The sequence below is a fragment of the Brevibacterium marinum genome, assembly GCF_011927955.1.
Lineage (GTDB): Bacteria > Actinomycetota > Actinomycetes > Actinomycetales > Brevibacteriaceae > Brevibacterium > Brevibacterium marinum.
On the sequence record NZ_JAATJN010000001.1, the window covers coordinates 138,651 to 165,060 of the forward strand.

Genomic DNA, 26,410 nt, shown 5'->3' on the forward strand with positions numbered 1-26,410 from the left:
TCGTCACCCCGCATCGCCCGATGTCCATTCGACCCGGTCACACTCGATCGTCTCGCGCACCACCGTCCTGTCCACGTGTGGAAAAGTTCCGGAACGGTCTCCAGGGCAGGCCCCGGTAAGATCGTCGGGAAGCTGCTCGAACTCGTGCAGTCTGCGCAGTTCGTCGCCCTCACGGTATCCCCGACCGCCGAGGTGGTCGGGCGCCAACGGCAGCGGGTGCGCTCCCGTGACCGGGGCGGCCGCGGCCAGAGCCCGGCTGTAGGCGTTGTCGGCACGTGTGCTGAGGAAGACCTCGACCGAGCAGGCGTCGACGATGTGTCCGTTGAAGATGACGGCGACCTGATCATCGGGGCGGGCGTTCCTGGCCATGCTCGACAGGTCATGGGTGACCGCGAGCACGGCCGCTCCACCCCCGCGAACACAGTCGTCGAGGACGGTGACCATCGAATCGGCCTGCCCGGGATCGAGGCCGGCGGTGGGCTCGTCACAGACGAGCAGCCTCGGCGAGTGTGCCAGGGCTGCAGCCAGGGACACACGGGAGATCTGCCCGCCGGAGAGCTCATGCGGGTGACGTTCCAGCATCGTGTTCTCCAGACCGAAGGGGACCAGATCCGGGCTCTCGATGCCCGCGCGATGGAACCACTCGCGCAGACGCAGGCGCGGTGGGAACGTGTCCATGGCGTTCTGCGGCGCCCAGGCCAGTTCACCGCGGCGACGCATCCCCGCCAACAGCTTCCGTCCCCGACGAGTGCCCAGGTCGACCGAACCTGCCGTGCCGCAGTCGTCGGCCCGGCCCCGAGTACCGCAGTCGTCGGCCCGGCCCCGAGTACCGCAGTCGTCGGCCCTGCCCAGAGTGCCGCACTCCTCGGCCCTGCCCCGGGTGCCCGGCTCGCCCGAGCCCCCGCCCATATCGAGGTGCCCGGTGACCTGTGCCCGGGCAGGCGTGAGTCCCGCCAACAGGTTGCACAGCGTGGATTTGCCGGCCCCGGACTCTCCGACCAGCCAGGTGATCCGCCCCATCGGCAACTCCACGGACAGGTCGGAGAGGATGCGGTCGCCGGCAGGCAGCTGCAGACAGCAGCGGGACACGGCGATGGTGTTCACAGTGATCGCGGCCTCTCTCCCAATCGGCGGGACATGATCGTCGACGGCAGAAGCAGCAGCATGAGCGCCAACGTCGGAACCAGCAGCGTCCACCATGCTCCCACAGTCATGTCGTTGCGGCCCCAGGCGATGAGCGGTCCCAGAGAGACCGCGCCCGGATCGACCCCGATGCCCAGAAAAGACGTCGTGGCTTCGTGCACGACCGCCGAGGGGAAGGTGATCGCCATGGCAGCGGCCACCCGACCCCAGACGGCCGGGAGCAGGTGCCAGCTCAGAATCTGGCGGCGGGTGGCGCCGAGGCGGCGGTCGAAGCGCACCCATCCGGAGTTCCATTCCTCGCTGATCTTCGGTCCGATGAGCTGGGCCGCGATCGGCCAGTGCGTGAGCGCCACCGTCACCATGATCGCCTCACGGCCGCCGCCGAGGATGCCGACGACGATGAACGTCAGCAGCATGGACGGCACGGTCACGGTGGCGATGAGCAGGGCCGTCGAGATTGTCGACAGTGTTCGCGACAACGTGGAGACGAGCCCGACCGCGGCACCGATGAGAGTGGTCGCCGAGGCGGTGATCAGTGCCGCCAGGGCCGAACCCCCGGCCGCTGTCCACACGGTGAGGACGACGCTGCGACCGTAATGATCGGTCCCGGCCACTCCGCCGTCACCGGGTGGAAGCAGTGAGTCCGCGAAGTCGGTGCTCGGCTCGGGCACGAAGCGCCCGATGATCAGCAGCACCAGAACCAGTGCCAGGACGACGAAGGGAAGTCTGGATCTCATGACCGACCACCCCCACCTCGGCGGGCATAATCCGCACCCCCACCTCGGCGGGCACCGTCGCCCCCGTCTCGGCGGGCACCGTCAAAACCGAGCCGAGCCTCCGTGAGGGTCGACAGTTCGCCGCCGAGGCGCGGGCCTGCGGACGTGGTGCGAACGATCAGCACGAGTCCCGTCGTCACACCCGCCGCGATCGAGGTGACCGTGGCCAGCAGCGGCAGGTCGGCTCCGGCGGCCGCTTGGACGAGTGCATTGCCCAGCCCCGGGTAGGCCAGCACCGCCTCGACGGCGGCTTCGCCCACGACGATGGTGGGCAGGTAGACCAGGGCCGGACTGGCCACGGCCCCGAGCACGGTGGGCAGGACGGTGCGGATCCGGGCGCCGTTGTCGAATCCCCGGCCGATGAGGGCACGGGCCCACGGAGTCGACCACACCTCGGCGGCGGCCGACCGGGCCGCGGCGATGAGCGGGGCGGCCCAGGCGAACGCGATGGTGATCGCCACTCCGGGGATGAGCGTGATCGGAGCGCTGGTGGCCGGGTTGGGCAGCTGGGTGCCCCAGGCGACGACGATGATGAGCGCGAGGAGGAACGAGGGGATGGCCAACCAGGCGCCGAGGACGCCCGAGGCGCTCGAACTCTGCGCCAGGCTCGGGAAGCGGGCGAGGGCGATCGCGACCGCCCCGACCACGATCGCGGTGATGGCCACGGCGGTGACGCTGGCTGCGATGGTGTTGAGCCCGCGGGAGGCCACGAGCTCCGCGACGGGAGCGTGGAGGATCCGCGAATAGCCCAGGTCCCCGGACGTCACCGCTGTCATCAGCCACTGCCACCAGGCCGAGAGCCACCCACCGGATTGGTAGGCGGCCTCGAGATCGGCCCGAGCCTGTGCGGAGGCGAATTCCCAACTGCTGATCGTGTGCGCCAGCGGGTTCGCCGGTGAGGCCGCCGCCAGGGCGAACACCCCGATCCCGGCGGCCAGCACCGCGGCGCAGATTCCGCCGATGACGATTGCGGCCCTGGTCAGGACGCCTCTCATATCGGGACGGCTCTCATACCTGCGTCCTGGTCAATGCGTGAGTCCGAGTCATCCGGCGGTGACGCTCATCAGCTCTTCGTCCAGTCCGCGAGGTTCCACCACGGGCCCCAGTCTGAGCCGTGGACGTGGGGTTCGAACGTCGTGTCCGGAACATCCCACCCTTCGGTGTCGGCGACGTAGGTGTGTTCGAGGAAGGCGACGATGAGGTAGCTGGGATCGTCCATATAGAGATCCTGGACCTTGCGGTAGTCGGCGGCGGCCTTCGCCTCGTCGGTCTCCTGGGCGGCGTGGTCGAGGAGCTCATCGGCTCCGGGGACCTCCACATCGGCAGGGTTGTCGAAGACTCCGGAGGTCTTCGTGTGCGTGTGCAGGGAGGCCCTGATCTGGTGGTCGATGTTGTAGGGCTGTTCCCCGCCGGCGTAGACGATGGCCTGCCCGGTCATCGACTTCTCGATCTGGTCCCATTCGCCGGCTTCGACCTCGACGCCGATGCCCAGGGGCTTGAGCTGGGCCGCGACCTCGGCGGCGATGTCCCCGCGCACGGAGTCACCGGCCGGATAGGTGAATGGGATCTCGGCCCGCTGGCCGTCCTTGCTCCTGATCCCGTCCGATTCCTTCTCCCAGCCGGCCTCGTCGAGCATGGTCTCTGCCGCCTCGACATCGCGCTCGAAGTTCGCGGAGGGTTCGTAGGCGTCACCGTAGAAGTCGCCGACCGGGGTCGAGGCCGGTGTGCCGTGCCCGGCGAGGACCTCGTCGACGATCTTCTCCCGGTCGACGGCGAGGTTCAGGGCCTTGCGCACCGTCGCCGAGGCGGTGAATGGGTTGTCCGAGGGCAGTGTCAGTCCCCGCCAGTCCGCGGTTCTCGCGGTCACGACCTCGTGGTCGTCGCCCGTGATCTTGTCGACCGAGCGCGGTGGCACGGCGGCCCCGGAGACCTTGCCGTCGGAGACCGCTGCCGCGAGTGCCGAGGAGTCCGAATAAGCCTGGACCGTCACCGACTTCAGCTCCGGGGTCGTTCGCCAGTAGTCGTCGCGGGCCTCCATCACAGCGGTGTCGGAGGTCAACGACTTCAGCCGGTAGGCCCCGGTGCCGACCGGTTCGCTGTTGACCTTCCAGTCCGCGGCCGGCGTACCCTCCTCGATGGCTTCGCTGGGCAGGATCCCCAGGGTCAGACGTGACGCGAAGGTGGGTGTCGGCTCGGCGAGGTGGAAGACGACCGTGGACTCGTCCGGGGTGTCGATGTCCTCGATCATCCGGAACGCGTCGACGACCTCCGAGGCGGAGTCGGGGTCGACGATGGCCCGGTAGGTGGCCGCGACGTCCGTGGAGTCGAAGGCGGAGTCGTCGGAGAAGCTCACGCCCTCACGCAGTTTCACCGTCCATGTCGTCGAGTCCTCGTTCGCTTCCGGTTCCGTGGCGGCCAGGGCCGGAGTCAGGTCCGGCATCTCCCCTTCTCCCGAGTCCTCCTGCAGGCGCAGCAGTCCGTCGTAGAACGGGGAGTTGCCGTCGACCGAGTACCCGTTGACGGGGTTGTATCCGCCGATGTTCTCGGTGCCGATGACCAGCTGCGAATCGCCCCCGCTGGGAGCCTCGCACGCAGTGAGCACGAGTGCGAGGGCTCCCAGTGAGGCCACCAGCGCCGAGGTGTGCGTTCGTTTCATATGGTCGGGCCGAACCGTGGGTGGTCGGTCGTTCTCCTTCTATCAGTGCGGGACCTTGTCAGTGTGGTGTCTTGTCAGTGCTGGTGGGCTTCTTCGCCTTCGGCGTGGGTGTGCATGTAGCCTTCGCCGTCCTCATCGGCGTGGAAGTGCGGCGCCATCGGACCCGGGTCGACCGGTGTGTGGTCGCCCTTGACGAAGCGGGCGTGGACCTCGCGGACCCAGTCGGCCAGGGCATCGACGGTTTCGGGAACCTTGCGGGAGACGCCCAACACGGGGCCGCCCTCGCGGGCGGTCTTCGCGTCCTCGAGCATGAGGTCGACGTCGACATCGACATACTGGCCGAGGTCGATCTTGTTGATGACCAGCAGGTCGGCGCGACCGATTCCCGGCCCGCCCTTGCGTGCGACGTCGCCGCCGCCGGCGACGTCGAGCACGAAGAGCTGGGCGTCGACGAGTGCCAGTGAGAACGTCGCGGTGAGGTTGTCGCCGCCGGATTCGATGAGGACGATGTCGAGAGGGTCGAAGTCTTCTTCAAGCGCCTCGACGGCGAGCAGGTTCATGCTCACGTCATCGCGGATGGCGGTGTGCGGGCAGGCTCCGGTCTCGACGGCGCGGATGCGTTCGTCGGGCAGAACCCCTGCGGCCTTGAGGAAGCGTGCGTCCTCGTCGGTGTAGATGTCATTGGTGATGACGCCGATGCGGAAGTCCTCGGCCAGTGCGGTGCAGATGTTGGCGATCGAGGAGCTCTTGCCGGTGCCGACCGGTCCGGCGATGCCCAAGCGCAGTGCGCGTTTTCCAGTGCTCATTGTCTCTCTCCTGTTCGTTGTTGATTCGTCAGCTGAAATTCTCAGGCGACCTGGCCGTCGCAGTCGGGCCGCTTGCTGGTCCGGGTCGCGCCTCATCGGGCCGATCCGGCCTGGGCCGTACTTCGTCAGGCCAGCCCGTGCCGCACTTCATCGGGGCACCGCCGACCAGGTCTGCTCGCGGCCCCAGGGTTCGCCGATGTGGGCGAGCGCCGCATCGAGTCGTTTGCGCAGGGCCAGGGCATCCGACCCGACCGCGGTGATCTGGACGCATGTGTCGCCGACGGGCAGGATCGAGGTCTGCGGGTCGATGACCACGGTCTCTCGCGGCAGTCCCCCGTCTGGATCGACGATGACGATCGAGCCGACGCCCAGGCCCGGTCCGGCCACGGCGGGTGAGTTGAAGCCGGGACTGTTCGGTCCCAGGTCGAAGCGTTGGATGCTCAGCGGTGCCCCGCCTCGGCGGACGGTGAGGGCGGAGCTGAGGTCACCGGGATCTTCCCCGTGACGACCGAGGACGAGTTCTTCGCGGTAGAAGAGCCGGGCGTCTGCGGCGAGGTCGATGTCGACGCGGTGCGTGTGGCGGCAGCCCTTCGCCGCGATCACCGGTTCCGGGATCCACACCAAGGTCGCGGACTCCCCGACGTGGGCGCGTGTCTCCAGCAGTGAGGGGTGCCCGTGCACGCCCGGCAGGACGAGGGTCGCCGAGACCTCTCGGATGAGCAGGCTCGAACCGTCGCCGACGTCGACGTCGAAGCGGTAGTGGTCCCCGCCCAACGGTCCGGCGGCTCCCGAGGTCAGGGCGATGCGGGCGGCGTCGGGGTCACGGTCGATGAAGGGTTCGTGGCCGCTGGCGCCGGTGGGGCGGGGCACGAGCGGGGCCTGAGCGCGCAGGCCAGAGACGCGTGTTCCCGGTCGGCCCGGCTCCATCAGCTCGGTTGCCACGGAGGCCCGGCACGTCATCTTGCTCGGGCCGCTGGCCGTGGCGTCGCCCGCGGGCGCAGGGCCGGGGCGCTTGCTCTTCAGGGTCCTGTCCTCAGGATGCGAATAGTCGAACATTGTCCTTCACATGCATCTCGGCGGCGAAGTCTGACAGGGGTGAGCTCAGTGCCGGCAGGTCCATGGCCGCAGTCGTCTCGTATTCGGCGGCCGCCTCGGCAACGGCATCGAGTTCGGAGCCCAGGGACAGGATCGCCCCATGGGCTTGGAACGGGTCGATGCTCATCAGCTTGACCGCGGCGGTGGCCGGTCCGGTGACGGCTTCGTGCAGCACCACCGCGGCCGTCTCCGCAGCACCGAGTCCCAACGCTCGGCCCACCGCCCCGTAGACGAGCGGCTGCTGCAGGCCCTTGGGCAGGGTCTCCAGCAGCGGATGCGGATGGATCCGCTGCATCGACCGCAGCATCAGCGTCCCCAGCCACTCCCCCGTCGTGCGCAGAGCGGGTGCGGGTGTGCGGGCACAGAGTTCGGCGTCGAGGGTCGCGAGCATCTGGGCGGTGGCATCGCCCACGGAGGTCTCGGCGGTCTCCCCGCACACCGAGGTGGTCTCCTCACCCACCTCGGTGAGGGCCGGATCCTCGCCGAGGTGGTGCCTGGCCGAGACCGCGAAGGCGGCGTTCATCAGCCCGGTGGTGTGCAGGCGCCCGCGGAGGAAGGCGTGCAGGTCAGCGGTGTCGTTGACCCAGCCTTGGCGGATGGCCTGTTCGAGTCCACCGGAGTGGGCGTACCCGCCCGAGGGAAGTCGCCCGTCGCCGAGCATCAGGAGGGTCGCGCGTGAGGTGCTTCGTGCCATCCCTGTTCTCAGAACAGGAAATAGCGTTGGGCCATGGGTACGAACTCGGTCGGTTCGTGTTCGATGAGCTCGTCATCGATGGTCACCGCATAGGTGTCGGAGTCGACGTCGATCTTCGGCCGTGCCGAGTTGTGGATCATGTCGTCCTTCGTGACCTCCCTGGTCGAGGTGATCGGCACGAAGGGCCTGTCGACGTCGACCTTGTCGGCGATGCCGTCGGCGATGGCGTGCTCGGACACGAAGGCCAGGCTCGTCGAGGCGGCCGCAGAACTCCGGTGGTTGAAGCCCATCCGTTCGGACACCGGCTGCGGGGTCGGGATCGAGGCGTTCGGGTCGCCCAGCGCTGCCACGGCCGCCATGCCGCCCTTGAACACGGTGTGCGGACGGACCGCGAACATCGAGGGCTGCCAGAGCACGAAGTCGGCGAGTTTGCCGACCTCGATCGAGCCGACGTGGGAGTCGATGCCGTGGGCGATGGCCGGGTTGACCGTGTACTTGGCGATGTATCGCATGGCGCGGTTGTTGTCGGCGCGAACATCGCCTTCCAGGGGGCCGCGCAGACGCTTCATCTGGTGGGCGGTCTGCCAGGTGCGCATGGCGACCTCACCGATGCGGCCCATGGCCTGAGCGTCGGAGGACATGATCGACAGTGCGCCCATGTCCTGGAGCACATCCTCGGCGGCGATGGTGCCCGCCCGCACCCGGCTCTCGGCGAACGCGAGGTCATTGGGCACCTGCGGGTTGAGGTGGTGGGCGACCATGACCATGTCGAGGTGCTCGTCGACGGTGTTTCCGGTGAAGGGCCTCGTCGGGTTGGTCGAGGCAGGGAGGACGTTGTGCTCCGAGGCGATGGTGATGATGTCCGGGGCGTGACCGCCGCCGGCGCCTTCGGTGTGGAAGGCGTGGAAGGTGCGCCCCTTGACCGCGGCGAGCATGTCCTCGACGAAGCCGGCTTCGTTGAGGGTGTCCGAGTGGATGGCGACTTGGACCCCGGTGTCATCGGCCACGCGCAAGGCGTTGTCGATGACGGCCGGTGTCGCACCCCAATCCTCGTGGATCTTGAAGCCGCCGGCGCCGCCGCGCACCTGCTCGAGCAGAGCCTCGTCGTTCATGGTGTTGCCGCGCCCCAGGAAGAGAACGTTGACCGGCCAGGGGTCCATGCTCTCGAACATCCGCGCCAACCACCACGGCCCCGGTGTCGCCAGGGTGGCCTTCGACCCCTCGGTCGGGCCCGTGCCGCCGCCGACCATCGTCGTGGTCCCGGCCATGAGGCCGACCTGGAACATGTCGGGTCCGACGTAGTGGACGTGGGTGTCGATGGTGCCGGCGGTCATGATGAGTCCGTTGCCGGCAGCGATCTCCGTGTTCGGGCCGATCACCAGGTTGGGGTCGACCCCGTTCATGGTGTCGGGGTTGCCGGAGCGTCCGATGCCGACGAATCTGCCATCGCGCACGCCCACGTCGGCCTTGATGACTCCCCAGTGATCGAGGATGATCACACCGGTGATGACGAGATCGGGGGTGCCCTCGGCTCGAGTCCGAGACGACTGGGCCATTGACTCCCGGGCACTCTTGCCACCGCCGAAGACGACCTCGTTGCCGCCGACGCAGTAGTCCTTCTCGATCTCGATGACGATGTCCGTGTCGGCCAGCCGGATCCGGTCACCGACTGTCGGACCGAACGAGGCCACGTATTCGGATCTCGATATGTCAACCATCCAGCTCTCCTCTGCATTCGCCTCGGAACCCCAGGGCGATGCGTGCGCCCTGGAAGGGAACGAGTTCGACTTCCTCATCTGCTCCCGGCTCGAAGCGCATCGCACCACCGGAGAGCACATTCAATCTCTTGCCCCAGGACCGTTCACGATCGAATTCCAAGCCGGGGTTCACCTCGGCGAAGTGGAAGTGCGACCCGACCTGGATCGGACGGTCGGAGACGTTGGCGACTCGCAGGGTCGTCACGGCCAGTCCCATATTGACCTCGACGGGCTCATCACGGAGGAAGATCTGACCAGGAACGACCGTGTCCGCCGCCGTCACCGGTGCTTCGGACTCCTCACGCGGGCCCTGCCGGGAACCCGAGCCGGGTCTCCGAGGCTCACTGGGACCGCTGGGGCCCGAGGACGGGTGTCGCTGGCGTTCCTCGATGCCCGGTTCCGCCACTACCGTTGCTTCGACATAGTCGTAGTCGCGACCGGGGTGATCGCTGGGATGCTCGGCGCCGGTGTCGCGGTGCTCGGGCTGGAGCTCTTCGTTCTCGAACGGGTTGGTGCCCCGCTTCTCCTCGTCGGGTCCGGTTCCCGCCGGTCCGCGTTCATTGCTCATCATTGGAGCGGCCCTGTCACGGTCACGAGCTTGGTCCCATCGGCGAACGTCGCCTCGACCTGAACCTGAGTAAGCATTTCCGGCACCCCTTCCATGACGTCGTCTCTGCTGAGCACGTGTCGGCCCGATTCCATGAGGTCGGCGACGCTGTCTCCATCCCTGGCACCTTCGAGAAGATAGGAGGTGATGACGGCGGTCGCTTCGGGCAGGTTGAGCTTGAGGCCGCGGTCTTTGCGCTCCAGGGCCAACTTGCCGGCCGTGTAGATCATCAGACGCTCTTGCTCGTACAGACTGAGAAACACTTCTCCCCCGGTGCATTCGAAAGGTATGTATCAATTCGCAGAGGTGATGTGAAGGCTGCCTGTCTCGTCGAGGGCGCGAACCCCGGGCCGGATACGTCGAACGACGTCCGTAAGCAGCCTCTCACCCGCGAGGATACGCTCATGCAAGCAACAATACCCATCGCCCGGGGGCAGTCAAGTCCACTCGGGACCACGACGAGGATCGTTGCTGGTGGCCGTGTCGGGCGGTCAGTGATGCGCGGGTCGGTGATACCCGGATCAGGGCCGCTCGGAAGCTGTCTTTCGGCACCTGGCTTATGCGGTGAACGCAGTCGTCATCGCCGAGTTACCGGTGATCCGACCCCTGCTCAACAAACGCACGAATTCTGTGCCCGCGGGGACCGACGACGGCGGGTCGAGCCTGCACCTGTTCTACATAGCCGCCGACGGACTCCTAACCCTCGGCCTCATCGTGCATTGCTCATCGTCGCGGTCAGCCGCTGGGTGACGATCCGCCCGGCGGTTAGCCGCTGATCGGCCAACTCTCTTCGAACCATCCATTTGAACAACGATATGACGGGAGAGCGGTTTCCTTTGCCCTCCCGTCATATCGTTCTGCATCGATCCGCTCAGACTTCCGGCAGCGGGCCGTCCTGTGCGAAATAACGGACAACGTTGGCTGTCATCGTCGAGACATTGTTGTCGTAGTCGTTCCACTGCAGGCTGGAACACCACGTCATCGACGCCGGGCTCCACATCGCACCGCCGTTGCGGGAGGAGAAGTAGACGATATCGCCTCGCACCAATGGATTCTCCGGTGCGTTCATCCCCGAATAGGCAAAATACGCTTCTTCAGGGACAAGCACCCAGTTCTTGCTTTCGCTGTAGGAACTCGCGATGAGAAGAGCATTGGGAGGGGTTCCGAGAGTCTGGTCGTAGCGGTCGACTTCCAGTCCTGATGCCCCATTGTTGACAAGTCCGAAGTCGCCGATCACCTCGTCCTCGTCGATTCCATCGAACATCCAGCTGATCTCTGGCTTTCGGGCATCCGGCATCTGCTGGAAGCCGACACTCACATCGAGGCAATGTGCGGTGTAGACGGTGCCCCACACCTTTGCCGAGGAGCGTCCGCGCATTCGCCATAGCCCTCCGCGCTCACCGCTGACGCCGTGATACAGCTCGCCGGGACGAGCCCTCCATGCCTGATCTCCTTGCTCTCCCTTACGGATTTCCACCATCCAGGGCTTTTCCGGATGCTGATCGGCGACCCAATACATACCGTTCCCCGCGAGATACATACCTCGGCCACCCTGGGCCAGGTACTGCTCCCACCCGTCGATCATCTGACGCGAATAGTATTCAGGGTGTGTTCCCGTCATGACTACGTTATAGCGTGAGAAGAGGTCAACTCCTTCTTCCTGCAGGTCATGATCCGTGGCGATGTCGAAGTCGATTCCCTGGCTGTGCAACCAATCGATGAGTTGGAGATCAGCAGGATACTGCCAGACGGAACCAAACTCGTGAGTGTACTTCGGTCGCATGTTGAGGATCGGACGGCGCCAACTCGAGTACTGGCACCCTCGCCCATCTCGGTGATAGTCATAGGTGCTCAGCCCATACGGCTCGGTGTACTCATTGAGTTCCAGATCGATCTCTTCGAGAACGGTGAAATGTCCCATGATAGCTTGACCGGTTGCCCCATTCTGCATCACCTGGGTATTGGCATAAGCCAGGTAACTGAACGTCGGAATGAGCAGGAGAACCTTACTCGTGGCCGTGCCCCGGGGCGGCCGAACGAAAAACGGGACCCAATCGACATTCTGCCCTTGCGTCAGTCGCATCGCATACGCGCCGCTGGGTGTCCCCTCTGGAATGCGGATGTCAAAGTCCTTCTCCCAACGGGCATCGTCAAGCGAGTCATCGTGGAACCAAAGCGCACCGTACTCTTCAGGACAATACTTGAAGACTTCCTCGCGGCCCTCCCAATTCCAGCCGGTCATCCCTCTGTCCGGCTGGTTCACGCAGAAGCCGTGACACTCGTTTCCTGAAACATCGACGACGTCGTCAGTCGGGATGCCGTTCTTTCCGAATCCAGCGGTGAAGTCCCAACGGGCGAAGGGCTGAAGCGTGTGGGGAGCCTCGCCCCGTTCCAGAGAAGTCATGTCTTCTTCCGAAGCAGCTCCGGAGAAGAGCGATGGACTGTCGATTTTCCCATTGAAGTTGTTGACAATCCACGTATCCCCTGAGGACGCATCCTCGACCTGGCCAGCGATCACGAGAGGCACGGATGGCGCGCCCGGATCCAACCTGGACTCGGCTTTCACAGTCGTGTCACCGTCCAGAGGAAACACCATTCCGAACCGACTGTTGGTACTGTTGACGACCTGTTTCTGACGCAGCGCCAGCGTCCCCTCGTCCTCGTTATAGGTGCATGTGATGGAGTAGAATGTATCGACGAAAAGTGACTTGTCGCTGACGACGTCACGGACGGTTCCCGTTCCATCTCCCACGCGGAATCTCAAACGTCCTTGCTCATCCACCTGAACCGCCCACCCACTCTGGGTGGACTCGTCCCATCGGGAAATGAGGCATTGCATTCCATGTCCTGGAAGCATCGCACTGAAGAAAGCATGAACAGTGAAGCTCCCGCTCGGCGCCAATTTCTTCTGCAGGTCGGGAACCTGCACGAATCCACCGGCCTGGGTCCTCTTCCACTTTGCGGGATAGTTGCCGTTCGCGTCGTTCTCTACGGGTGACTCTTTATGTCCGGGCCCATCGGGATGGGGGTCCCCATTCCTGAGAGCTACTAACTGTGCCTCATAAGTTCCCGGGTCATCGCAGGAGATGTGAACGCTCAGCGACTCACCGGGTGCAACATTCGGCCGATCGGTGTATCCGCGAATTCGCAGTCTGGCCATTACCGAATCTCCTTTCCGTTCGCAGCTTCTAATCGCTGTCGCAGTTCCTCGATCCTGTACTTTAAGATGCCGTGAACAGCTTCCTGTTCCGAGGCATAGACTCCGTCATCGACCCAGCGCGCCTCTTTCCCTCGCTCTGTGACGACACCGAGTCGATAGCGCTGATAGGGCACTTCGGCATACGCGAATGTCTTACCGAGCACTGGGAGAGCCCGGAAGTAGTTAAGCACTTCGTGCAACTTTGCACTGTGATAAGTTTCAGATTGCTCGGGATTCTTCCGATGTTCGTCGATCAGTTCCTCGTCAATCATATTGAGGATGTCCCGGCCACGTCGCAGATAGTAGTAGTCGAGCCAATCGTCGTTATGATCTCTGAGCTGTTCCGGAGATGTATACGGCATTGGATACCTTTCTGAGTTCATAGTGGGTGGTCGAATCGAGCCAGCCGGTGGCCCGAATCCAGCAGAACAAGTTAGATTTGAATCACTCTGCGCATATCAGTAGCTTCGCTTGCCCGGTTGAAGAATTAAGAATCAATCATCCTTCCTGGTGAAATATGCATTTCATGCCCCTCTCGGGGGAGATCATTATTTGTCGCCGCCGCACAGTTGTCGTCGACGTCCTCAGCCACTGGTCGCTTCCGCTCGCATGCCCGCCCCTCGAACCGGGCGGTTCTTCCAGCCCCGCACCTGAGCGAGGAAAGCCTCGAAGAGGATCGTGCGATCGTCGACATCTGCCCCGGCTTCCTCGGGATGCCACTGCACCCCGACGATCCAGGTGTTGTCCACCCGTTCTGTGGCTTCGACGATTCCATCGGCGGCCCGCGCGGCCACGGACAAACCCACCCCGACCCGGTCGATGGCCTGGTGGTGCCCGTTGCGGACAGTGAAGTTCTCGACCTGATAGAGGTCGTGGACGAAGTGCCCCGGTTCGAGTCGGACCTCTTCGTCGAGGAAGAGCGGTTGGCCCGGGGCGCCCTTGTGGGGGCCGTACGGATCCAGGTCGGGTATCAGGGTTCCCCCGCAGGCCACGTTGAGCAGTTGGGAGCCACGGCACAGGTGAAGCATGATCGAGTCCTCACCGATCCCTCGGGCGATGATCTCCAGTTCGCGCTCATCGGCACGCCGGTCCTTGCCGTACTCGTTGGGCACGGGGTCGGTGTATCCATAGATCGTCGCGTCGACGTCCCCGCCGCCGAGGACGAGGATGCCGTCTGCGGTCGCTATGTCCTCGTAGTCCGGTTCATCTGCGACACTCACATCGTGGATGACAGCCCTGCCGCCGAGCTCGTGAATGGAGTCGACGGCCGTGATCGTCAGGTCTCTCTGCAGAGCGATCGCGTCCTCGGTCTGCCCCGGCGCATTCAGGCCGACGATCACCGCGATCTCGACATCCGCCTCGGCGGCGGGTGACGTCGTCAGTACGTCTGCTGGAACAAGTTCATTTACGGCCACTGCGCTCCGCCTCCATTGTCTCGTGGTGGTTCAACTGCGTCGCTGGCTGTGTTCCTCTGCCCTCACGACGATCCATTCGAAGAGAGCTCGGTCCACGGGGTCGGTTTCGGCTCGGTCCTCGGGGTGCCACTGGACGGCGAGGATGGTGTGCTCGTCGTCCTCGACGGCTTCGACGCAGCCGTCGTTTCCGCGTGAGGTCACTCGAAGCCCACGGCCGAGCTCATCGACGGCTTGGTGATGATAGCTCGACACCGCCACGTTCTCGCTGGTGCCCAAGGCTTCGGCCAGGAGTGACTGCGCGTCGACGCTGACCGGGTGGACCTGACCGATATGGTCGACCCCGTCGGCCGGCCAATGCTGGAACAGCGTGCCTCCGCGCTCCACGTTCCACAGCTGCAGACCACGGCAGATGAGGAGGGTGGGGAGTCCGAGGTTCTCCGCCGCTGCGATGGCCACCGCGTCGGCGTCGTCCTGATCGGGCAGGTCGGTGCCCGCATAGGATTCGTCGGGTGTCTGACCGTAGCGGCCCGGGTCGATGTCCGATCCGCCGGGAAGGACGATGCCGTCGACACGGGCGTAGAGTCCGCTGTCGACCACGGGAGGCACGATGACCGGTTCCCCGCCGGCAGCGGCGATCGATCTGAGCACGGCATCGGCGACGACGCTCCCCGAATAGCGGAGCCCACGCACCTGACCCGAGGACATGGCGGGGACGGCGATGAGCGGTTTCCCTGAGTCCATGCCGACCGCATCCGTCATGATGCTCGTCCTGCTGCCAGAGTTTCGTCCGGGAAGGGCAGGTGGGGCATCCATCGCGCCCACACCTCGGCCAGGCGGCCATCGGCGATGACCTGGGCGAGAGCGGTGTCGAGCAATTCGAGCATCAGGACGTCGTCCTTCGCGACCCCCACTCCCCAAGGATTGCGCGTCGGCTCCGTGAAGGCGATGTCGAACTCGGGATCGTCACCCAATGGAACCGTGACCACGTCGTCGTCGACCATCGCGTCGACACTGCCATCACGCACCGCTTGGATCATGTCGCCGAAGACGTCGTCGCTCGGACCGAAGGGTACGAGCTGTGCCCCGGTGAATGTCTCGGCCAGGGCCATGTTCGCACTGCCCTCGATGGCCGCGACCTTGTATCCGCCGAGGGTCTGCGCCGATGTCGCGGGGTCACCGGCACGGACGAGGACGGATTCGTTGAACACCGCGTAGGGCCGAGTGAAGTTCACCTGTTCCTGTCGGGACGGGATGATCCCCTGCCCGCACCACACCGCATCGGCGTCACCGCGGATCACAGCGGGAATCATGTCGTCCCAGGCCACGATGACCCATTCGAGGTCTCGGCCGAGGGCATCGGCGACGAGCTGCGCCGCCTCGGGTTCATACCCGGTTCGAGTGATGCCGCCGTCCTCCGACTTGTCGAACAGCGGTGCGGCCTCCGAGTCGATGCAGGCGAAGCGAATGCTGGTGCCGGTGCGAGCATCTGGGACGCCACGATCTGCAGTCTCGGTCATGGGATGGCCTGCCAGTACTGGTCGAACTCCCACTGCGTGAGCACACCGCAGTATTGTGCCCATTCGTTGTCCTTCATCTCCAAGAAGGTGTCGGCGAGCTCCGGAGGCAGCGCGGTCCTGACGAATTCGTCGTTGCGGAAGACCTCGACGGCTTCGCCGAGCGTGCGGGGCAGGTCGATGCCCTGGGCTCCGGCTTCCGGCGGTTCGACCTGGTTGCCGATTCCATCGGCCACGGCCGCGGTCAGCAGCGCATGCGACAGGTAGGGGTTGACCGAAGCGTCGGGAACTCTCACTTCGGCCCGTCCGTTCGAGGAGATCCTGATCATCGACGCACGATCGTCCAGTCCCCAGTCGGCTCGAGCCGGGGCGAACTGGCCCGGGTCCCAGAAACGCTTGTACGAGTTCACCGTCGAGGCGAAGATGAGCATCATCGCGGGAGAGTTCTTGAGGATGCCGCCCACGGCCCAGCGTCCCAGCTGGGACAGGTGCAGTTCTTGGACGCCTTCGTCCTCGAAGGTGTTGGTCCCCGCCTCATCCCACAGGGAGATGTTGTGGTGGCAGCCGGCGCCCATCTCGCCGATGAAGGGTTTGGGCATGAAGGAGGCTTCGACATCGAACTCGCGAGCGACCTGTGAACAGATCTGGCGGTAGGTGACCAGACGATCGGTGGTGTTCTCGATGTCGTCGAAGTTCCAGTTGAGTTCGATCTGGCCGCGATCCTCGTAGTCGCCTTCGATCATCTCGAAGCCGAGAGCGTCGGCGTATTCGTGGATGCGTTTGTAGATGGGGCGCATCCCTTCGAGATACTCCACCTGATAGGCGGGGTTGTATCCGGGAATGGTCTTCGGTGTGATGGACTCTCCCACCCACACCATCTCTGGCTCCGTGCCGGACTTCATCGTCAGTCCGAAGACATCTTTGAGCAGCGAATGCGTCCGCTTCATATGCGCGCGTGAGTCATGGACGTTGGGACGTCCCGCAATGCCGCCGAGGTGACCGGGTTCGTAGGTCGAGCAGAAGATCCGGCCGATCGACTCGTCCCAGGGAAGCTGGTCGAATGAGTCCGCCTCCGGCATCGCCACGAATTCCTTCGAATTGATGTTCGCGCCGATGGGGTTGCCGTGGATATCGTTCTGGAAGTCCATGAGGGCGTTGCGGGTGAAGTTCACGCCCTTTTCGAGGTTGCGCACGAAGTGTTTGGCCGGGACGACTTTGGCGACCGTGCGCGAACGCAGAGTGGGCACCATGTAGTACATGTACTCCACTCCTGAACGCTCGATCTTCTCCTTGAGCTCTGCAACGGTGTCGTTGTCCGTGTTCGCCTCACGGTGACGGTCGAGGGCGGTGTTGTCCTCGAGTTCGGAGGCGATGCGTGATCGGAACACCTCGGCGAGGTTCGTCCCCTGGGAGTCCGTCCGGCGACGAATCGCCTCGACGGCGGGGTCGTCCTGCACTGCCGGTGTGATGTGCGGGTCTGTGATCGTCATTGTTCGGTGTCCTCTGTTCGCGGTTCGGCAGCTCTGCCGAACGAATGATCCGGGATGGCCCGGAATGTGCGGTCGGTTGTGGGGTGGACGGGTGTCGGACGGTACCGGTCAGCTGTCGGGTGGGCTGTTGCCGGAAGGTACCGGTCAGCTGCGCGGGTCGAAGGTCAGGGGAAATTCGATCGGGCCGGTGTTTCCGGAGTCGGGCAGCCAGGAGTCCCCACCGGGGCAGGCAAGGTTCGTGATTCGGGAGGCGAGGATCGGCAGAGCCTGACTCATGTCCGCCCGTGCGATGTAGTGTCCGAGGCAGTGGTGGATTCCGCCGCCGAAGGTGAAGTGCGGCTTCCGATCTTCCGCGGTGATGTCGACCTCGGGGTTCGGATATGCGCGTTCGTCTGACCCTGAGGTCTGAGTGAATAGGTGCACCGTGGTTCCGGCGGCGAATTCGATGCCGCCCAGTTCGAAGTCGGCGATGACCTCTCGTGTCACCCAGCGGGTCGTGGGGTTGACCCGGAGCACCTCTTCGAGGGCCTGCTTGGCCAGCTCGGGCCGCTGCGCGAGGTTCTCCCACTGCTCCGGGTTGCGGATGAAGGTCTGAATCGCGAGTCCGAGCTGGTTGCGGGTCGTGTCCATTCCGCCGAACAGCATGAGCACCAGGGCGTTTCGCAGTTCTTCTGCGTCGAGCTTGTCTCCGGATTCGCTGAAGTGGACGAGGCGCGAGACGACATCCTGGCCCGGTTGTGCCCGTCGTTCCTCGATGAGCTGTTCGACGAATTCGTACAGCTCGTTGACCGCCTCGTCGATGCGATCGATCTCGTCCTTGATCGACACCGACAGTGCGTAGCCGACGGTATTGGCGCGTGAGGCGATGAATGGCCAGTGCTTGTGGTCGAGCCCCATCATCGCGCACAGTGCGCGGGTGGCGAAGGGTTCAGCGAAATCGCGGACGAACTCGCATTCTCCTTTGTCTGCGAACGAATCGATGAGCTCGTGGGCGATCTCTGCGAACTCGGGCTCGAGCTTGCGTGCCATCGACGGCGAGAATGCCGGATTGAGCAGCCGCCGGATCCGATGGTGCTCGTCGCTTTCGAGTACCAGCAGGTTCTTCCGCCACCATTCGTGGAAGGCACCCGAGTGGACTCCATGGTGGTCCGGCCAACGTGCGCTGCCCTGGGAGAGGCTCTGGTTCTTCAGCAACGCCGCCACCTCGTCATATCGCAGGACGGCGTAGCCGTAGTTTGTCCGGGCGATCCATGATTGCTCGCGGGCGTCTCGAACCTCTTCCGACGCCATGGCGAAACCGGGCGCGGAGATGTCGAGGTAGGGAAGTTCTGTCGTGTCGATGGTTGTGCTCATCAGCGTCACTCTCCAGCCAATCGTCTTTGATCAACGCTTACGGCGAATTAAACATTCACTTCTGTATGAATTAAACCACATGTGACTCACCGCACGCAAGCCCACGACTCACCCGACAAATCCGTGTCTACCGAAGATTTTCAGAAATCCGATCGCCCCACTTGCCGAAGAACTACCAATCGGCAATGATTGAGAAACGAATGTTATGGTCGTTGAGTCGACGGCCCCCTCGGCGACCATAGCGACTGGCGGGCATCGGCCCGGAGTTCAACGGAGAATTCGTCGACAGATGGAGGTCGAACCATGGACGCTGACTCACCCCGACATATTGCCGTCATCGGCAGCGGCCCTGCCGGCTGCTTCACCGCTCAGGCTCTGCGCCGGCAGTGGAAAGATGCAGATATCACTATTTTCGACCGCCTCGCCTCACCCTACGGCCTCATCAGATACGGAGTCGCTGCGGACCATCAGCACACGAAGGCTGTCACCCGCCAGTTCGACCGCAATTTCGGCTCCGGCGACTTCAGATTCGCCGGCAATGTCGAAGTCGGCAGCGACATCGACCTCGATGTCATCCGAGCCGAGTTCGACATCGTCGTCCTGGCCACGGGGCGATGGCGTGACCGAACGCTCACTGTCCCCGGCGCCCACCTCGACGGCGTGCTCGTCTCGGGCGACATCGTCAATGCGCTCAACACCGTTCCGCGGCCCAACATCCCGATGCCCACGATCGGCCGGAAGGTCGTCGTCGTCGGGGCGGGCAATGTCGCCCTCGACATCGTGCGCTTCCTCATCAAGACTGCCGCCGACTACGCGGACAGCGATGTGAGCCCGGAGGCCCTCGACTCCTATCTCAGCTCACCGGCCACCGAGGTCACCGTTCTCAGTCGCTCCCCCATCGCCTCGGCGAAGGCAGATGTGGCGATGATCCGCGAGCTCGGCAAGATTCCCGGAGTTCGCATCACCGTCGCGAATGCGAGCCCGGCCGCAGAGGACAACACGCTCGGACGCAAACGCGAGGCGGCGTTCGCAGAACTCGCTTCCCGTGACGTCGATGAGGTCCGTGCTCATGTCCATTTCGTCTTCGGAGCCACCCCTTCTCGAGTCGGCGGGACCACCCAGGTGGAGACCGTCCATCTGTCTGCGGCCCCGAGTGGTGAAGCCAGCGTGATTCCCGCTGACACGGTCATCTCCGCCATCGGCTTCGATGTCAACGCGCCTGGTCACTGGCACTACGCCGAGGAATACGACTTCACGCCCTCGGACACTCTCGGTCGCATCGGACCTGGGCTCTATCGCTCGGGGTGGCTCAAACGCGGACCGGTGGGCGCAATTCCGGCGAACCGCTCCGACGCCCACCAGGTCGCCAAGGAGATCATCGCCGACGTCGAATCGGGTGACTGCACGATCAATCCCGAGGCCGGTGGCTACGAAGCTCTTCCTGCTTCATTGACGAAGCAGTCCGTGAGCTTCGCGCACTGGGGGCGCATCGACTCCGCCGAGCGAGCGAACGCGGGAGAGTCACGCATCCGACGCAAGTTCCATGACCATGAGGACATGCTCGCCGCCGCTCGCTCCCAGGACTCCTGACTCAAACGCCTGAACACCGCAATCGACCAACGAAAGAGATGAAATGAATACCGTCGTGCTCTACGGAACCGAATCCGGCAATTCGGAGCTCATCGCTCAGGACCTCGCCGACAAACTCAACGCGGACGGACATTCCGCCGAGGTCTTCGACCTGCAGGATTTCGAACCGGAGGACCTCACACCGGAGAACTTCTACCTCGTCGTCTGCTCCACCCACGGCGACGGCGAGCTGCCCAACACTGCAATCGACTTCCATGAGAGGTTCACCGAATTCTCGGGGGACCTCACCGGAGTGAAGTACGCCATGTTCGGACTCGGCGATTCGTTCTACGAAGAGACCTACAGCCAAGGCAGCGAGCACCTCGACCGTCGCTTCACCGAACTCGGTGCCACTCGCATCGGCGAATACGGCAGACATGACGCCTCCTCCTGGGACCTGCCCAGCGACGTGGCGCTCGAATGGCTGCCGACCGTCATGGAAGCGGCCGACGCGGCCTGAACAGCCGATCCGACACGAGACCGGCCGAGGTGGCCCCGCTGAGCGGCCCAACGAAGCGACAACGCTGGGCGGCCCGCCGAGGTGGCACAACGGGTCGATCATGTCGCCGCTCGGGCTCTGCCGGCGTGGACCGTCACCCCTGTCCGCTTCACATCGGGTTAAGATTTCAGAAGTGGTCAGGATCAGACAGACGTGAAGTCAGGAGGGGCGGGACCGTTGGCAAGTTCGTTTGCATTCGTTCCCACATCCCAGGGAGCCCAGGGTCCTTTCGGCTTCGGCGATGCTCTTGCCGATCGGATCGTCACCGCAATCTCATTGGGGTCGATCTCTGTGGGAGAGCGGCTGCCTGCCGAGATCGAGCTCGCGGCCGAATTCAACGTCGCGGTCGCCACCTTGCGCAAGAGCCTTGCGGTTCTGCGTGAGGCCGGAATCGTCGAGACTCACCGCGGCAGGAGCGGCGGGACCTTCATCGTCAAGGTGCCGTTCCCCGCGGACGAGCAGATCCGGAACTACCTCGCCAGCCTGTCGATGGTCCAGTACCGAGACTACGGTGATGAGCACACCGCCGTATCGACCGGCGTCGTCCGCCTGGCCTGCCAGCGGGCACACACCCAGGCCCTGGCCGAACTCGAACATGCCGCCCTGCGGATGAAGAACGCGGACACGCCCGCTGAATGCTCGGCCGCCGACAGCCGCTTCAACATGCAGCTGGCCATCGTGTCCCAGTCTCCACGACTGCTGCGAGCAGAGATGCGCCTCCAGAGCGAGATCCTCGCACTCAAGTGGTCCCCCGCCGGAGCGGCGGCACACACCTCAGACGTCATCGCCGATCACCGGGAGGTGATCGAGGCAGTCAGCGACCGCGACTCGGAACGCGCAGAGCGGGCCGTCGAGGCGAACATCCGGAAGACGGTCTACAGTCTCATCGATGTCAAGCTCACCCTCGACTCGAACGGCGCCGACACCGCGCCGCCACGGTGACAAAGCACAGGGCCGACACGGTGAAACATCACAGCGCCGACACGGTGAAAGCGCACAGGAAGGGGCAGCATGGCCAACTCACAGGCAGAAGCAGTCGCACGCGGAGTCGCGATCTGGCTCGAAGACCTGTTCAGCGGCCTCGAAGAGCTGGAGGAGTCCCTCGGCCCGCGGCTCGTCTCGGACTTCACCGGAGAACCTCCTCATGAAGTCAGTGCTTCGGTCCGCACAGAGCTGGGACGAGACGTCGCCGCCTTCCTGGACAAGCATCCGGGCCTCGATGGTGCCGGTCTCATCTTCCAACTCTCGCAGCTCAAGCCCGAGACAGCCCGGATCGAATGGTGGGTACGTGACGAGGACAAGATCAACCGCCGCGACTTCATCCTCGATCCCGAGTCCGATCGGTACTATGACTATGAGTACCTCGAGTGGTTCCAAGGCGCCTTCCACGCGGGGACGCGAACCGTGGCGGGACCGTACATCGATCATCTCGGGGTCGACGACTATCTGATGACGATGGCCGTTCCGTGCACCGTCGACGGGGTCAGGGTCGGCGTCGCCGGCATCGACATCCTCATGAACGACGTTGAGACCGAGCTGCTGCGGATCCTGTCTCCTGTATCCGGGTGCGCCGTGCTCAGCCGGCACAACCAGGTCCTCGTCGGCAATTCCGCTCAGTTGAGCACCGGGGTGCGAATCGCCGTCATGCCTCCCGGCTACTCACGCATCCCGATCGATGTCGAAAGCGTCGACCTCAGCCTCGTCTTTCCCGACGCATGACGCGGATCCACAAACCACCGAGACTCATCTCCGAGACAGTCCTCCGAGGATGATCACCAAAGACTCATCTCCGAGGCTGGTCACAGAGATGAATCGAACCCCCATCGCGTGATGATTGCTGACGCGATAGGGGTTCAATTCGTACCCGAACCAGGTCTCAGGACCGGACCCCTGGTTCGGGTACAGACGGACCGGCGGCGTCCCCTGCTGCCCCTCTGATTCCGCTCCGACGTTCGGGGTGCGAACCGAACAGATACAGCGCGCCGACCAGGACGACCGCGAGTGCCATGAGCCCGACGATCCAGGCGTCGTACCACGGCACTCCTGCCACCGGCCAGACGACGATGACCATCGCGAAGAGCTGATAGGCGAAGGCCGAGAGCGATATCGTCCAGCCCCACTTCCCCATTGTGAACTCGCCGCTGGGCTTCCATCCCTTGGCGCGTGCCCGAAGCGAGGCGAAGACCACCGAGGAGAACGCGAGATAGATGCCGAAAGACGCGAACGAGATGATCGCCAGCAGAGCGTTCTCGCTCAGCAGCGAGATGAGGATGACGGCGGACGGGATGGCACCGGCCACGATGAGCGCATACGGAGGCACCGCACGGGACCCGCTGAACTTGCGCAGGAACTTCGAGAACGGCAGCTGATCGTCGCGGCCCATCGAGTACATCAGACGGGAAGCCGCGGCCTGCAGAGAGATCGTGCACGACAGGAACGAAATCAGAACGATCGCCATGACGAATTTGAACCCGATCGGTCCGAACGCCTCAAGGAAGATCGTCGTGATCGGATCGGGGATCGTCCCGTTGATGATGTCCTCGAAACTGCCGACCGCCAGGATCAGCCCGAGGGCGATGAACATCGAGGCGAGGCCGCCGACATAGATCGTCATCCGCATGGCCTTGGGAATGACTCGCCCAGGGTGCCGGACCTCCTCGGCGACGTCGCCATTGGCCTCGAAGCCGTAGTAGAGATAGATGCCCATGATCGCCGCGCCCACGAAGGCAACGACGAACGGGGTCTGATCCTGCACGTCGCCCGGGCGGAAGTCCTGGAAGAGGACTGAAAGATCGTGCTTACGGACCGTGAGGAGGAGCCAGACCCCGATGGCCGCGGTGGCGAAGATCTCGACGACGAACCCGACGAACGCGACGTTGGCGAGGAACTTCGTTCCGCACAGGTTCGCAAGGGTGGCGAGGAAGATGATGAGCAGAGCCAGAAGCACGTTGGCGATGGGCGACATCTCGATGCCGAGCAGAGCTCCCAGGAACGGGCCCGCACCGTAGGCGACCGAGGCGATGGTGACGTTGATGGCGATCATGTAGACCCAGCCGCTCATCCACCCCCATTTCTTGCCCCACAGGTGTTTGTTCCACGGGTAGATGCCGCCGGCGATCGGGTACTGGGAGACGACCTCGCCGAAGACCGTGGCAACGAGAAGCTGACCGGCGCCGGCGACGATGAGCATCCAGAACGCCGGAGGTCCTGCCAGCGCCATCGAGGCCGCGAACGTGGCATAGACGCCGACGACCGGTGAAAGATAGGTGAACCCGAGGGCGAGATTGCCCCAGAATCCCATATCGCGTTTGAAGTCCCCGCCCGAGTGCTGACTGTCACTGGGCGTGCTGGGGACTGAAGTCGATTGAATATCCATGCTCCCGATTCCTTCGTTGGAGTCGAAGCTTGTCGGACCAGCATTCGCCCCCTCTTCGGGTCTCGAACGCCGTCTCGACAAAATTCGCCGAACTAAACATTTGTAACTAAATTGTTAATGTGGAAATGACGCTGAAATGATTCGCTCTCATGCAGCGCTGTGATCCTCAGAGCCCGCAATAATCAGCTTTCCCCCTTGAAATTCAGGGGCTCAGAGTTCCAATGTCGAAGCGAGTCGACGACGACCCGCCATGCTAACCAGTTGGAATACTATCAATTGTAGATGTTTAAGCCAATAGGATCGGCCGAACACCGATCCCAGTGTTCCCAAGGATCCACGATACTCTGCCAGCGGTCTTGCCGGCTGCGCATCGATCACGTGCTCACTTCCCGGTGAGGCACCTCGCGCAGTCGGCGACACCCCAGTAGTACCGACCGGGATACCTCAGCAGTACTGGTCGGCGTCACCTCAGTAGTACACGGCCAATCGCCCACGTGGGCCGTCGATGACCTCGACGGGGGTGTCGAACACACTGGAGAGCACCTCGGCGGTCATGATCTCCTCCGGCGTTCCGAACTCGACGACGCTGCCGGTCTTCACGGCGCAGATGTGGTCGGCATAGTGCCCGGCGAAGTTGATGTCGTGGAGGACGACGACGATGGTCCGGCCCATCTCGGCGGCGGCCCGGCGCAGGTGCGCCATCATCTGCACCGAGTGCTTCATGTCGAGGTTGTTCAGCGGCTCGTCCAGCAGCACGTAGTCGGTGTCCTGGGCCAGGACCATCGCCACGTAGGCGCGCTGCCGTTGGCCGCCGGAGAGTTCGTCGATGAACCGGTCTTCGAGTTCGGCCAGCTCGAGGAAATCGATCGCCTGCGAGATGATCTCTTCGTCGGCGGCGCTCAGGCGTCCCTTTGAGTAGGGGAAGCGGCCGAAGCCCACGAGCTGGCGGATCGTCAGCCGGGTGATGAAGTGGTTCTCCTGGCGCAGGATCGACACGATCGTCGCCAGGTCCTTCGACTTCGTCGACGACACATCGTATCCGGCGACCTCGATGGCACCGTCGTCGATGCCCAGCAGCCGACCGATCATCGTCAGCAACGTCGATTTGCCGGCGCCGTTGGGTCCGACCAGCGCGGTGACTCCCCCGGCAGGGATCTGCAGGTCGACGGGTCCGATCTCGACGTCGTTGGTATAGGACTTGCGGACATCGCGCAGCGTGATCACAGGCGCCCCTTTCTCATGATGACGATGAGGAATGCGCCGCCGCCGACGACCTCGATGATGATCGAGACGACGCCCTCGGCGTAGAACAGGTTATTCATGATGAAATACGCCCCGCCCAGGACGACGAAGCCGAGGAGGGCCGCCATCGGCAGGATGTACTTGTGGTCGTAGGTGTCGGAGAACTGGTAGGCGAGCATCGCGACGAGGAACCCGAGGAAGATCATCGGTCCGATCATCGACACCGACACGGCCATGAGGATCGAGACGAAGAACAGGATCTTCATCATCTCGAACCGGTGGGCCAGTCCCAGGTTGCCGGTCGTCTCCCGACCGAGCGCCAGGACATTCAGACGCGGGGAGCTGAGGTAGATCGCGGCGCAGGCGAGGATGCACACCGGGATCGAGACCGGCAGGTAGCTGGCATCGGAGTTCGAGACCGAGCCGAAGAGTCGGGCGGCGAGGACGTCGAATTCGCTGGGCGTCAGGGTCCGCTGCATGAACGTCGCGATCGAGCCGAGCCCCCCGCCGATGACGACGCCGATGAGCAGCATGATCGCGATATTGCCGTATCTGCCCGAGAGCAGCCAGCCGTAGAGCGCCAGCGACAGGCCCACCATGAGCAGCAGCTGGAGCGTGAAGGGCACCAGGCCCTTGAGGTCGACGATCGCGGTGACGCCGAAGAAGTACATGGCCGCGGTCTGGATGGCCACATAGAGGGACTCGAAGCCCATGATCGAGGGCGTGATGATCCGGTTGTTCGTCACCGTCTGGAACGCCACGGTCGCGAACGCCTGGCACAGTGCGACGACAGCGATGACGACGAGGTTCTTCGTCCGCAGCTGCGCAATGAGCCAGAATCCCTCGTCGGTGATCGGCATCGGATTGTCCCAGGCCAGCAGTCCGAGAGCGATGGCCGCCGAGGCGACGATGAGTCCGATCATGATCGACCAGTACCGCCACTTGGCCTTGGGTGTGGCCAACGACCCGGACGATCGCCGAGGTGGCCGGCCGTCGCGCTCGGCCGCGCGCGAGGCCCGGGCGCTGCTCGGCGCTGCTGTCCGCTCGCTCGCCGACGCGGGCAGCGTCGACGCGGGCGGGGTCGTCGCAGGCGGGGCCGTCGCGGATGGCGTCGGCTGCGCCGCCGGCTGAATGTCGGACTCTGTCGTCTCTGCTGACA

The 26,410-nt window shown here is 64.1% G+C and carries 25 protein-coding genes; 5 read left to right on the plus strand and 20 right to left on the minus strand.

All coding sequences use genetic code 11. The features are described from left to right. Positions 1-3 precede the first annotated feature (3 nt). From BKA07_RS19455 to BKA07_RS00665, 17 genes are all read right to left on the minus strand, one after another. Positions 4-1,104: an ATP-binding cassette domain-containing protein gene (locus BKA07_RS19455; RefSeq protein ID WP_167949168.1), complete on the minus strand. Its 1,101-nt coding sequence runs from the start codon at positions 1,102-1,104 to the stop codon at positions 4-6. Beyond that, positions 1,101-1,880 (minus strand): ABC transporter permease, encoded by a 780-nt coding sequence (locus BKA07_RS00590; RefSeq protein ID WP_167949169.1) that lies wholly within the window; start codon positions 1,878-1,880, stop codon positions 1,101-1,103. Before BKA07_RS00590 ends, BKA07_RS19455 begins: the two co-directional genes overlap by 4 nt. Next, on the minus strand, positions 1,877-2,914 hold the full coding sequence (locus tag BKA07_RS00595; RefSeq protein ID WP_167949170.1) for an ABC transporter permease subunit: 1,038 nt from the start codon (positions 2,912-2,914) through the stop codon (positions 1,877-1,879). Before BKA07_RS00595 ends, BKA07_RS00590 begins: the two co-directional genes overlap by 4 nt. A 68-nt stretch (positions 2,915-2,982) precedes the next feature. Then, positions 2,983-4,575, minus strand: a complete 1,593-nt coding sequence (locus tag BKA07_RS00600; protein ID WP_167949171.1) for an ABC transporter substrate-binding protein — start codon at positions 4,573-4,575, stop codon at positions 2,983-2,985. A gap of 74 nt (positions 4,576-4,649) precedes the next feature. Further along, positions 4,650-5,381: an urease accessory protein UreG gene (gene ureG, locus BKA07_RS00605; protein WP_167949172.1), complete on the minus strand. Its 732-nt coding sequence runs from the start codon at positions 5,379-5,381 to the stop codon at positions 4,650-4,652. A gap of 147 nt (positions 5,382-5,528) precedes the next feature. Beyond that, entirely contained in the window at positions 5,529-6,437 is a 909-nt protein-coding gene (locus tag BKA07_RS00610; RefSeq protein WP_167949173.1) for an urease accessory protein UreD, read from the minus strand. After that, positions 6,415-7,170: an urease accessory protein UreF gene (locus BKA07_RS00615; RefSeq protein WP_167949174.1), complete on the minus strand. Its 756-nt coding sequence runs from the start codon at positions 7,168-7,170 to the stop codon at positions 6,415-6,417. Before BKA07_RS00615 ends, BKA07_RS00610 begins: the two co-directional genes overlap by 23 nt. A gap of 8 nt (positions 7,171-7,178) precedes the next feature. Continuing rightward, positions 7,179-8,888, minus strand: a complete 1,710-nt coding sequence (locus BKA07_RS00620) for an urease subunit alpha (RefSeq protein WP_167949175.1) — start codon at positions 8,886-8,888, stop codon at positions 7,179-7,181. Then, positions 8,881-9,495, minus strand: coding sequence for an urease subunit beta (locus tag BKA07_RS00625; protein ID WP_167949176.1), 615 nt, complete (start codon positions 9,493-9,495; stop codon positions 8,881-8,883). Before BKA07_RS00625 ends, BKA07_RS00620 begins: the two co-directional genes overlap by 8 nt. Continuing rightward, positions 9,495-9,797, minus strand: a complete 303-nt coding sequence (locus tag BKA07_RS00630; RefSeq protein ID WP_167949177.1) for an urease subunit gamma — start codon at positions 9,795-9,797, stop codon at positions 9,495-9,497. Before BKA07_RS00630 ends, BKA07_RS00625 begins: the two co-directional genes overlap by 1 nt. 608 nt (positions 9,798-10,405) lie before the next feature. Then, entirely contained in the window at positions 10,406-12,694 is a 2,289-nt protein-coding gene (locus BKA07_RS00635) for a N,N-dimethylformamidase beta subunit family domain-containing protein (RefSeq protein WP_167949178.1), read from the minus strand. Continuing rightward, positions 12,694-13,095: a N,N-dimethylformamidase alpha subunit family protein gene (locus tag BKA07_RS00640; protein ID WP_167949179.1), complete on the minus strand. Its 402-nt coding sequence runs from the start codon at positions 13,093-13,095 to the stop codon at positions 12,694-12,696. The genes BKA07_RS00635 and BKA07_RS00640 overlap by 1 nt, the downstream gene beginning before the upstream one ends. Before the next feature lie 222 nt (positions 13,096-13,317). Then, complete coding sequence (locus BKA07_RS00645; protein ID WP_342448947.1) at positions 13,318-14,148, minus strand: gamma-glutamyl-gamma-aminobutyrate hydrolase family protein; 831 nt, start codon at positions 14,146-14,148, stop codon at positions 13,318-13,320. Positions 14,149-14,178: 30 nt separating this feature from the next. Beyond that, positions 14,179-14,907, minus strand: coding sequence for a gamma-glutamyl-gamma-aminobutyrate hydrolase family protein (locus BKA07_RS00650; protein ID WP_245161783.1), 729 nt, complete (start codon positions 14,905-14,907; stop codon positions 14,179-14,181). Continuing rightward, positions 14,904-15,665 (minus strand): substrate-binding periplasmic protein, encoded by a 762-nt coding sequence (locus BKA07_RS00655; RefSeq protein WP_167949180.1) that lies wholly within the window; start codon positions 15,663-15,665, stop codon positions 14,904-14,906. Before BKA07_RS00655 ends, BKA07_RS00650 begins: the two co-directional genes overlap by 4 nt. Further along, entirely contained in the window at positions 15,662-17,152 is a 1,491-nt protein-coding gene (locus tag BKA07_RS00660) for a glutamine synthetase family protein (RefSeq protein ID WP_167949181.1), read from the minus strand. Before BKA07_RS00660 ends, BKA07_RS00655 begins: the two co-directional genes overlap by 4 nt. Positions 17,153-17,296: 144 nt before the next feature. Then, positions 17,297-18,505 (minus strand): cytochrome P450, encoded by a 1,209-nt coding sequence (locus tag BKA07_RS00665; RefSeq protein WP_209043822.1) that lies wholly within the window; start codon positions 18,503-18,505, stop codon positions 17,297-17,299. A 303-nt stretch (positions 18,506-18,808) separates the two neighbouring features. Here BKA07_RS00665 and BKA07_RS00670 point away from each other — a divergent pair, with 303 nt between their 5' ends. The 4 genes from BKA07_RS00670 (at position 18,809) to BKA07_RS00685 (ending at position 22,352) form a co-directional block, all read left to right on the plus strand. Next, complete coding sequence (locus BKA07_RS00670) at positions 18,809-20,095, plus strand: FAD-dependent oxidoreductase (RefSeq protein WP_167949182.1); 1,287 nt, start codon at positions 18,809-18,811, stop codon at positions 20,093-20,095. Between the two features lie 43 nt (positions 20,096-20,138). Further along, the gene (locus BKA07_RS00675; protein ID WP_167949183.1) at positions 20,139-20,594 is read left to right on the plus strand and encodes a flavodoxin domain-containing protein; all 456 of its coding nucleotides are present in this window, start codon (positions 20,139-20,141) and stop codon (positions 20,592-20,594) included. A gap of 216 nt (positions 20,595-20,810) precedes the next feature. Continuing rightward, positions 20,811-21,575 (plus strand): FadR/GntR family transcriptional regulator, encoded by a 765-nt coding sequence (locus BKA07_RS00680; protein ID WP_167949184.1) that lies wholly within the window; start codon positions 20,811-20,813, stop codon positions 21,573-21,575. A gap of 69 nt (positions 21,576-21,644) precedes the next feature. Beyond that, positions 21,645-22,352 (plus strand): cache domain-containing protein, encoded by a 708-nt coding sequence (locus BKA07_RS00685; protein WP_167949185.1) that lies wholly within the window; start codon positions 21,645-21,647, stop codon positions 22,350-22,352. A gap of 157 nt (positions 22,353-22,509) precedes the next feature. Here the strand turns inward: BKA07_RS00685 and BKA07_RS00690 are convergent, their stop codons facing one another. From BKA07_RS00690 to BKA07_RS00700, 3 genes are all read right to left on the minus strand, one after another. After that, entirely contained in the window at positions 22,510-24,009 is a 1,500-nt protein-coding gene (locus BKA07_RS00690; RefSeq protein ID WP_167949186.1) for an APC family permease, read from the minus strand. A gap of 468 nt (positions 24,010-24,477) precedes the next feature. Next, positions 24,478-25,233, minus strand: a complete 756-nt coding sequence (locus tag BKA07_RS00695) for an ATP-binding cassette domain-containing protein (RefSeq protein WP_167949187.1) — start codon at positions 25,231-25,233, stop codon at positions 24,478-24,480. After that, positions 25,230-26,213 (minus strand): iron chelate uptake ABC transporter family permease subunit, encoded by a 984-nt coding sequence (locus BKA07_RS00700; RefSeq protein WP_245162029.1) that lies wholly within the window; start codon positions 26,211-26,213, stop codon positions 25,230-25,232. The genes BKA07_RS00695 and BKA07_RS00700 overlap by 4 nt, the downstream gene beginning before the upstream one ends. Between BKA07_RS00700 and BKA07_RS19110 the strand changes: the two genes are divergently transcribed. Beyond that, positions 26,173-26,382 carry a hypothetical protein gene (locus BKA07_RS19110; protein ID WP_167949189.1) on the plus strand — a complete coding sequence of 70 codons (210 nt, stop codon included), beginning with the start codon at positions 26,173-26,175 and terminating at the stop codon, positions 26,380-26,382. The genes BKA07_RS00700 and BKA07_RS19110 overlap by 41 nt on opposite strands. Positions 26,383-26,410 lie beyond the last annotated feature (28 nt).